This is a genomic window from Vibrio splendidus 12E03 (assembly GCF_000272105.2).
Taxonomy (GTDB): Bacteria; Pseudomonadota; Gammaproteobacteria; order Enterobacterales; family Vibrionaceae; genus Vibrio; species Vibrio splendidus_I.
On the sequence record NZ_AJZD02000040.1, the window covers coordinates 17547 to 27486 of the forward strand.

The following is a 9940-nucleotide window of genomic DNA, read 5'->3' on the forward strand; positions in this document are numbered from 1 at the left end:
CTTGGATAAAGTAAGCCACTTGCATCTACAACGAATCAGCAAGCTTTAGCAATACGCTACGAATAAACAAAGGAGTTTTAGTTAACTCATGTACGGCGAAACAGGAAAGAGTAAGAGGGCACAAAGACCCTCTATGATTGTTGGTTATTTCAAGAAACCAAGCTCACGCATTAGGTCGCCCATCTGTTTTTCTTGGTCTTCTAGGAAGGCGTAAAAATCTTTGTCAGCTTTGTAGTTGTCGATCCAACCGTTACGGTCACGAACCACTTGCCACTCATCGGTTTTGTACATTTTGCCAAGAGCTTCGTTCCACTCGTCGATTTTCGCTTGACTTGTACCCGGTGCCGCGAAGAAACCACGCCAGTTAGCAAATACTGTCTCGTTGCCGTATTCAGTCAGTGTTGGGATGTTAGGCGCAGCGTCAAGACGCTTTGGAGCCGTCACAGCAAGCACTTTTACTTGACCAGATTTAGACATCTCTAGTACTTCACCAAGGCCCGTTGAAAGCAGCTGTGTTTCGCCAGAAAGCAATGCCGCCATCGCTTTACCACCAGCATCGTAGGCAATGTAACGAACTTTCTTCGCATCAAAACCTTCGCCTTTGAATGCTGCAGCAACCACAAGGTGGTCCATGCTGCCACGAGCTGAACCGCCAGCAATTTTCACTTTACGTGGGTTGGTTTCGAATTCTTTAACTACATCTTCCCAAGTGTTGTACTTAGAATCCGCAGACGCGACGATTGCACCGTAATCGGCAATGGTTGCTGCTACCGGAGTTAGGTCACGGAAAGATTGTGGGAAGATACCCGTTAGTGAGCGAACAACGATAGGCGTTGAGTTCACCATTAGCGTGTCTTCTTGGCGTTGAGCCGTTTCGATTAGGTGAGCAATCGCTTTACCACCACCGCCACCAGAGAGGTTTTGGAAAGAGACATTTTCTACGATGTCTGATTTCACCAATACATCACCCGTACCACGAGCTGTCATATCCCAACCGCCACCAGCGCCGCCAGGGATTAGGAAGTGGATTTTTTCTACGTCAGCAGCAAAAGTGTTGAAAGAAAAGGTAGCTGCGATAATAGAAGCCGCAAGAGTAGGTTTCAGTGCCTTGAACATGGTTCACGTTCCTTATGTAGGGGATCTCTTCAATCGAGAGAAACTTATGTTTTATTTCCAGCTACTAAACAGATGAGTAGGATATTGCTTAGCAGATGAAGTTAAAGTTAACGGTGTGTTAATGAAATGTCTGTAATGCGGCGATATTGAGAATAAAGAACATTGGATTAATATTGTTCATAAAGTTCACGGTGACGTGGCTATAGGACTCTTCCAGCAATAATAACTAGGTTTTTCTTGAGTTTATGTGAACAATTTTTTTGACTGCTGGTCGCTTTATACTGCTGTGTATCATTAGAGAGGGTACTTATTGCGACACAAAGAGTGATATGGAGAGGCGCTCTTTAATATATAGAATAATATGTTGCTAGGTGTGCACTGCTACTGTAATAATATGATTATAGCTGGCACGTTACATTTCTGAGCTAGTGGTTATTCAAGGATCGAATAATGACAGACAAAAAAATTTCGTTACGATTTACTGTTGGAGGAATGTTTTTACTCGCGACATTTCTTACCGCTGTTGTTGCGGTTTCACTGCAATATTACTTCAGTAAAAAAATGGCGACTGAGAATACCCTATCAAAGTTGACGATGGTGTCCCAAGAGCTGAGTAACTATATCGGCGCGGTTGATTCTGACGCAGCCAATACCGCGCGTTTACTTTCTTCAGTGAAACGTTCTATCAATAACAAAATATCGAAAGAAGAGTCGCGTACTATTCTTTCAGAAGCAATTAAAGATAACCCTCTCTTTTATAGTATTTACATTGGCTCGTCTAATGAAAACTTCTTCCAAATTATTAATCTAGAATCTGCCCCTGTCGTTAGAGAAAAAATCGGTGCACAACAAACGGACCGTTGGGTTGTGGTTGAGATTCATAATATAGGGGAGGAGCGCGTCCGTACGACGAAATATTTTGACCAAGAGTTTGCGCTAAGAAACTCAACTACGGAGCAGAGCAACTACCTTCCAACTACTAGGCCTTGGTATGTTTCTGCTAATGTTCAGTCGGTCGAAAAAACTCAGCCATATCTTTTCCAGCATTTACAAATTACCGGGCAAACTTATTCTTTAGCGTTTGATTCAAAAATAGAATCTGAAGTTCAACATGTGATTGGTATTGATATTGTGTTGTCTTCTTTGGCTAGCAAACTATCAAGTACGGCGCTTGGCTTAGCAGAAGACAGTATGGTTGAGTCTTTCTTATATTCGAAATCGGGTAATATTATTGCGTCTAACCTCAAGGTTAACAATCAGGAATCGGAGTTTGATGTATCAACATTGATGCTATCGTCTGAGCAGCAAGCCTTGGTTAACGATACCCCTCCGCTGTTAGTGTCTAATCAAAATGATTGGGGGCCGATGGACTTTTCAGTGGCGGGAAAACCAAACGGCTATGCGATAGACCTTCTTAAAATGATTGGTGAGATGACAGGGATCAGGTTTGAATTTGTTAATGGTTTCTCTTGGGGCGAGCTTGTCAGTAAGTTTCAAGAAGGAAGTATTGATGGCCTGCAATCGGTTCAAAATTATACAAATAATGGCATAAATGGCCTATACACGACTCCAATTTATGAATTGCCATTTTCTATCGTGACAAGGGTCGGCGCGAAGGTTGTCACTAATTATGCCGAGCTTGAGGGTAAAAAAGTGGCCATTTTATCTGGGTGGTCAATTATTCCTAAGTTGAGGGAGGATTTTCCGAACATTGATTTAGTTGAATTTGAAAACCTAGAGTCTGCATTTAATTCAATTGAAAGCGAAGAGAACTTTGCTTTCTTAGAAGCAGAACCCGTACTCTCGTTTGCATTAGATAGGTTTTTCCAGCCAGGCCTTGTTGTCAATGGGACTCTAGAAGATCTAAAACAGAACTACTCAAACCAATTTCATTTGGTGCTGCAGAGCAAGCATCAACAATTGCTTCCAATCATTGATCAAGCTATCAGCAAGTTAAGTGGTGAACAACTTGATGCCTTAGCGAAAAAGTGGCTGCATGATACCGGCTTTAATACGAATACGACGGTTCCTTATACTGAACTTTATGATTTGACTAAGGAAGCAACGGTTGAAGGCAGTATGGTAAGGGTAGAGTTGAATGGCGAGAGCAAACATCTCTATTTAAAGAAAATAGACACGGGCGAACACTACTCTGAGTATTTTGCGGTATTGATTCCCGAATCTGAAGTCTTCAGTACAGTCAATAAACGTCTAGCAACCTCTGTTGGTGTAACGGTGTTACTGATGAGTTTGACGTTGCCTATTGCTTGGGCTTTTGGTGCGCCGATAGTGCATCCAATTCGCCAATTAGAGGAAGAGACTCATAAGGTTAAGCTGCGTGATTATGACAACGTGACAATTCTTGATACTCGAATCAAAGAAGTGTGGGAATTATCTGTTGCCGTAAAAGATATGGCTATGGAGATTAAACGACATGAACAGATGCAAGAGGCGTTTGTTGAGTCGTTTATCAAGCTCATCGCTCAAGCGATCGATGATAAGTCCGCTTATACGGCAGGGCATTGTAATCGTGTCCCAGAACTCGGCTTGATGTTGGCTGACGCGGCTGAACAATCACAATCTGAGCACTTCAGAGACTTTGAGTTTAAAAATGATGACGAACGCCGTGAGTTTAGAATTGCGGCTTGGCTTCATGATTGTGGCAAGATCACGACACCGGAACACATCGTCGATAAAGGTACGAAGCTAGAAGCGAACTACAACCGAATCCACGAGGTGAGAACTCGTTTTGAAGTACTTTGGCGTGATGCGGAAATCACTGCTTTGAGAAAACAACTTGAAGGTACTCTATCAACGCAACTGATAGCCGATGAGCTTGCGGCAACGAAACAGCAGCTACAAGATGACTTTGCCTTTATCGCGATATCAAACGTTGGTGGTGAGTTCATGAGTGACGACAAAGTTGCTCGCATTCGTTCGATAGCTGAGACGACTTGGATGCGTAACTTTGATGATCAACTTGGTCTATCACCGATAGAAGCCTTGAATCGAGAATCGAGTTCAAGTTTGCCAGCGACAGAGCTGCTGTTAAGTGATAAGCCTGAACATATAGTGAAAAGAGATAGGCCGTTAGAGTTTGACCCGAAACATCAAATCAAAATGGATGTGCCGGAGCACTTATACAACCTAGGCGAAGTCTACAATCTGAGCATTGCACGTGGTACGTTAACTGCTGAAGACCGATTCAAGATAAATGAGCATATGCTTGGTACCATCAAGATGCTTGAAAACCTGCCATTCCCGAAAGAGCTAAGCCGTGTTCCTCGTTATGCGTCGACTCACCATGAAACACTTAAAGGTACAGGGTATCCAAGGAAGCTGACTGGTGATGACCTCTCAATCCCAGAACGTATTCTGGTGATCTCTGATATTTTTGAGGCGTTAACCGCTGCGGATAGGCCTTATAAGAAGGCGAAGCCAATCAGTGTTGCTGTCGATATCATGTATAAAATGGCATTGGACGAGCATCTCGATATCGAACTGTTTAGATTGTTCTTAACCAGTGGTACGCATGTTCGTTATGCAGAAGAGTATCTCAAACCGGAACAGATTGATTTTGTCGATATCAATAAATACCTAGAATTCACTCGTCAGATTACTTGAGAATAGGGGGCTTGTTAGAACGAGTTCGATGAATGAAAGGCGCACATGAGTGCGCCTTTTTTGTAGCTGTTTATCGGTAAGCATATCGATAGGCACAAAGGGTCTGCCGTTTGACAAGTGCGGCTATAAGTTGTCGACACATTGGTTTCGAGTGATTTTGGAGTAGGTAAGAATTTAGTCGCTGTTTTTCTTTATAAGTTATTAAGTAACAGGTGGTTAGGTTGTTTTTATTGCCATTTTTAGTAAGTTTTCATCGCCTATAAAAATACTACCTTAGTCTAAATTGTCGACAATTTTCTTGATTGTCGACAATTTAATCGTGTATTTTATGTTCATGTTATGGAATTGTTGACAATTAAGGTTCAGCAATCAGAAGTGAGCAGCGTGAATATGAATACTGCAATAAAAGATCTCAGCTTAAATGCAAACATGAAAACACGTGTGAGCGATAAAGAGAACACTAAATCAGAAAATCTCACTGAGTATCTCGTTGAGGCGATTGTTAGCGGTGAGTTACTACCGGGCAGTAAGATTTCGGAACCTGAACTGGCTAAACGCTTTGAGGTAAGTCGAGGTCCATTACGTGAAGCGATAATGCGTGTGGAGGGGCTAGGGCTTATTGAACGAATTCCTCATGTTGGCGCACGAGTTATTACTTTTTCGGCAGAAAAACTGCTAGAGCTTTACGCGGTGCGAGAGGCTTTGGAAGGCATGGCGGCTCGACTCGCAGCGAGACATATCACACAAGAAGAGCTTGTCGGGCTTGAAGGGTTATTGTCGACACACTCAAAGCACATCGATGAAGTCGAAGGGTCTTCTTACTTTCATCAACATGGGGATTTTGATTTCCATTACCGCATTATCAAAGCGAGTCGCAACAGCAAACTCATTTCGTTGTTGTGTGATGAGCTTTATCACTTATTACGCATGTATCGCTATCAATCACCTAGGGCGCAGTCTCGTCCAAAAGAGGCGCTAGATGAACACAAATACATTCTACAAGCGATCCGTAACCGTGATGAAGAGCTAGCAGAAATGCTTATGCGAAGACACATATCGGGAAGTCGACTGCTTATAGAACAACAAATCCAATCCAAAGATCTTGATTAACTGGCGACTGGTATCTGTCAGCGGGTCAGAGCTGGCGATAACCAAAAGCCGTAAGTCTTAAAGGTTAGCTAGAAATAAACAATTAACAGGGAGCGTCATTATGAAGTTATCAGCAGGAGCAAAGTTCCGACAAGCTGTGCAAGACAACGACCCATTGCAGATCGTTGGTACGGTGAATCCGTATTGCGCGATGATGGCAAAGAACTTGGGGCATCAGGCGATCTATTTGTCGGGTGGAGGCATCGCCAATGCGTCTTATGGTTTGCCTGATTTAGGTATCACCACATTGAACGATGTGCTAGTGGATGTTGAACGTATTACCAACGCGTGTGATCTGCCTTTGCTGGTGGATATTGATACAGGATTTGGTGGCGCATTCAATATTGCACGTACGATTCGCGCCATGGAGAAGGCAGGCGCAGCTGCAATTCACATGGAAGACCAAGTGGCTCAGAAACGCTGTGGTCATCGACCAAATAAAGCGATTGTGAGCCAACAAGAGATGGTCGATAGAGTCAAAGCGGCAACCGATGCGAGAAGCGATGACAGTTTCGTAATTATGGCGCGTACCGATGCATTGGCGGTTGAAGGCATTGATAGCGCGATTGAGCGAGCGATAGCTTGTGTTGAAGCGGGCGCAGACATGATTTTCCCTGAAGCGATGAATCAACTCGATCAATATGTGAAGTTCTCGGCGGCGCTTAAATCAGCAACAGGTAAGCACGTGCCTATCTTGGCCAACATCACTGAGTTTGGCCAAACACCACTCTACAACTGTAGCGAGTTAGCCCAATCAAGTGTCGACATGGTGCTTTACCCATTGAGTGCGTTCCGTGCGATGAACAAAGCCGCGGAGAATGTTTACAAACACTTGTTAGTTGAAGGCAATCAAGAAGCGCTATTGGATTCAATGCAAACCCGTAAAGAGCTTTACGAACACCTGAATTACCACGACTACGAGAACAAGCTGGATCAGTTGTTTTCAAGCGAAGGGTAAAACCAGTTTCAATTAGTCAAAAATCAACTTAATCCAATAACGTGAAATGGCTAGTCGCCAAATCCAGTACCGATGATAAAGATCATCGGACATATAAATAGGCAGCACCAAAGAGTGCAGGCGGCTAACACAGAAAAGGAGTTCACCATGTCTGTATCTTTGAGTGATAAAGCAGCTGTCGAAAATGCTTCAAAAGTAGAACAACAAAGTGAAAAAACAGCAAACAAACCAGCCAGCGCACCGGCAATCGGTGGTGCTGGTCTACGTGGTCAAAGTGCAGGGTCGACTGCGCTATGTACGGTAGGAAAATCAGGAACGGGTTTAACTTACCGTGGCTATGACATTACCGACCTTGCTAACCACGCTCAGTTTGAAGAAGTGGCGCATCTGCTACTAAGAGGCCATTTACCCAATGAAAAAGAGCTAGACGATTATAAAACATTGTTGGTTGGTTTGCGCGGCTTGCCTCAACCTTTGAAAGCAGCGTTGGAGCTTATCCCTGCAGACGCTCATCCAATGGATGTGATGAGAACGGGTTGTTCGATGCTAGGTAATCTAGAGCAAGAGTCTGATTTTTCAGAGCAATTGCCTGCGACCGAACGAATGCTAGCGCTTTTCCCTGCGATTATTTGTTATTGGTACCGCTTTAGCCATGATGGCGTGCGCATTAATACTGAAGATCAAAGCGAAGCATGCCTGGGTGGCTACTTCTTGAAGATGCTAACGGACAAAGCACCGAGTGAACTGCATAAGAAGGTAATGCACTGTTCGCTAACGCTTTACGCAGAGCATGAGTTCAACGCCTCTACTTTTGCTGCCCGTGTCTGTGCATCAACGCTGTCGGATATTCATTCGTGCGTTACAGCAGCAATTGGCACACTAAGAGGCCCGCTGCATGGTGGCGCGAATGAAGCGGCAATGGAAATGATCCAAGATTGGAAAACCGCTGATGAAGCAGAAACTAACATCATGCAGATGCTTGCTAACAAAGACAAAATCATGGGCTTCGGTCATGCCATTTATCGTGAAAGCGACCCACGCAACGCGCTAATCAAGCGCTGGTCAAAAGAGCTAGCTCAAGAGGTGGGAGATGAACAGCTTTACGCCGTTTCTGAGCGTGTTGAAGCGGTAATGAAGCGCGAGAAAGGACTGTTTTGTAATGCGGACTTTTTCCACGCCTCTGCCTATCACTTCATGGACATCCCAACCAAACTATTTACTCCGATCTTCGTAATGAGCCGTCTTACAGGTTGGACTGCACACGTATTTGAGCAAAGAGAAAATAATCGCATCATTCGTCCAAGTGCTGACTACACCGGGCCAGAGCATCAAGACTGGCTGCCAATCCATTTACGTTAGTCCTCTATATCGAGCCGACTTATATCTCGAGGTGACTTTTATCTTCATATGATAAGGCCTTGGGAATCAACGAACAGAATTTAACAGATAATGGTGGATGTATGTCTGATGTGAAACTTGAACGGACCCAGAACCTTGAACGAAATGAGTACCGTAAGCCTTTACCCGGTACTCATTTAGAGTATTTCGACGCTTGTGAAGCGATAGAATCGATATCCCCGGGAGCTTACAAAACTTTGCCTTATACGTCGCGAGTGTTGGCGGAACAATTGGTAAGGCGTTGTGATCCTGAAACCCTTGAAGACAGCTTAAAACAGATCATTGAACGTAAGAGCGACTTAGATTTTCCTTGGTATCCTGCGCGCGTGGTGTGTCATGACATTCTTGGTCAAACAGCCTTGGTTGATTTGGCTGGATTAAGAGACGCGATTGCCGACCAAGGCGGAGACCCTGCCAAGGTGAACCCCGTTGTTGAAACCCAACTGATTGTTGATCACTCTCTGGCAGTGGAACACGCAGGCTTTGATAGCGAAGCCTTTGATAAAAACCGCGCCATTGAAGAGCGCAGAAACGAAGACCGTTTTCATTTTATTGAATGGTGTAAAACCGCGTTTAAGAACGTGAGTGTGATTCCTGCTGGTAACGGGATCATGCACCAGATTAACTTGGAGAAAATGTCTCCGGTGATTCAATCCAAAGAGGGCATCGCGTTCCCAGATACCTGTGTCGGTACCGACAGTCATACTCCTCATGTTGATGCTCTGGGCGTCATCGCCATTGGTGTCGGTGGATTGGAAGCTGAGACAGTGATGCTCGGTCGCCCGTCAATGATGCGTTTGCCTGATATTGTCGGCGTCAAACTGACTGGTCAGAGACAAGAAGGGATAACCGCAACGGATATTGTGCTTGCGATTACTGAGTTCCTTCGCAATGAGAGAGTGGTCTCAAGCTACTTGGAATTCTTCGGTGAAGGGGCTCGCGCACTGACCATTGGTGACCGTGCAACCATCTCAAACATGACTCCAGAATATGGCGCGACTGCGGGTATGTTCTATATCGATGAACAGACAATTCAATACCTCAAGCTTACAGGGCGAGAGCCTGAACAGGTTGAATTGGTAGAGCGTTACGCCAAGCAAACCGGACTTTGGGCTGATGACTTAGATTCCGCTCAATACGAACGTGTGCTTGAGTTTGATTTGTCTAAAGTTGAGCGTAACCTTGCGGGGCCTTCAAATCCTCATCGCCGTTTGCCAACCAGAGAGCTGGCTGAACAAGGCATCAGTCAAGCATCTTGGAAAGAGCAGCATGCTAAGCAGTACAGCGATGATCAGATGCCTGATGGTGCCGTAATTATTGCGGCAATTACTTCTTGTACTAACACCAGTAACCCAAGAAACGTGGTCGCCGCGGCATTGGTTGCTAAGAAAGCCAATCAGCTTGGATTAGTTCGTAAGCCGTGGGTGAAAACATCATTTGCGCCGGGTTCTAAAGTTGCCAAACTCTATCTCGAGTCGGCAGGTTTGCTTCCTGAACTTGAACAATTGGGCTTCGGTATCGTCGGCTATGCGTGCACTACCTGTAACGGGATGAGTGGGGCGTTGGATCCTAAAATCCAACAAGAGATCATCGAGCGTGACCTGTACTCAACCGCTGTGTTGTCGGGGAATCGAAACTTTGATGGTCGAATCCATCCCTATGCTAAACAAGCGTTTTTAGCCTCACCGCCATTGG

Annotated in this window: 6 protein-coding genes; 5 read left to right on the forward strand and 1 reads right to left on the reverse strand. The window is 44.7% G+C overall.

The genetic code is table 11. The annotated features are described in order from the left end of the window. Window positions 1-144: 144 nt before the first annotated feature. The gene (locus A142_RS04280; RefSeq protein ID WP_017055247.1) at window positions 145-1116 is read right to left on the reverse strand and encodes a tripartite tricarboxylate transporter substrate binding protein; all 972 of its coding nucleotides are present in this window, start codon (window positions 1114-1116) and stop codon (window positions 145-147) included. A 450-nt stretch (window positions 1117-1566) separates the two neighbouring features. Between A142_RS04280 and A142_RS04285 the strand changes: the two genes are divergently transcribed. From A142_RS04285 to acnA, 5 genes are all read left to right on the forward strand, one after another. After that, window positions 1567-4740, forward strand: coding sequence for an HD domain-containing phosphohydrolase (locus A142_RS04285; RefSeq protein WP_019820713.1), 3174 nt, complete (start codon window positions 1567-1569; stop codon window positions 4738-4740). 390 nt (window positions 4741-5130) lie between these two features. Further along, entirely contained in the window at window positions 5131-5850 is a 720-nt protein-coding gene (locus A142_RS04290; RefSeq protein WP_029405319.1) for a GntR family transcriptional regulator, read from the forward strand. A 100-nt stretch (window positions 5851-5950) separates the two neighbouring features. After that, window positions 5951-6847, forward strand: coding sequence for a methylisocitrate lyase (gene prpB / locus A142_RS04295; protein WP_019820715.1), 897 nt, complete (start codon window positions 5951-5953; stop codon window positions 6845-6847). A gap of 147 nt (window positions 6848-6994) precedes the next feature. Next, entirely contained in the window at window positions 6995-8206 is a 1212-nt protein-coding gene (prpC, locus tag A142_RS04300; RefSeq protein ID WP_019820716.1) for a bifunctional 2-methylcitrate synthase/citrate synthase, read from the forward strand. A 101-nt stretch (window positions 8207-8307) separates the two neighbouring features. Further along, window positions 8308-9940: aconitate hydratase AcnA (gene acnA / locus A142_RS04305; RefSeq protein ID WP_019820717.1), on the forward strand; the 1633-nt coding region annotated here is incomplete at its 3' end.

Coding starts and splice junctions, on each gene's coding strand:
- A142_RS04280 (WP_017055247.1), bottom strand. CDS start 1,116: ATGTTCAAGGCACTGAAACCTACTCTTGCGGCTTCTATTATCGCAGCT.
- A142_RS04285 (WP_019820713.1), top strand. CDS start 1,567: ATGACAGACAAAAAAATTTCGTTACGATTTACTGTTGGAGGAATGTTT.
- A142_RS04290 (WP_029405319.1), top strand. CDS start 5,131: ATGAATACTGCAATAAAAGATCTCAGCTTAAATGCAAACATGAAAACA.
- prpB (WP_019820715.1), top strand. CDS start 5,951: ATGAAGTTATCAGCAGGAGCAAAGTTCCGACAAGCTGTGCAAGACAAC.
- prpC (WP_019820716.1), top strand. CDS start 6,995: ATGTCTGTATCTTTGAGTGATAAAGCAGCTGTCGAAAATGCTTCAAAA.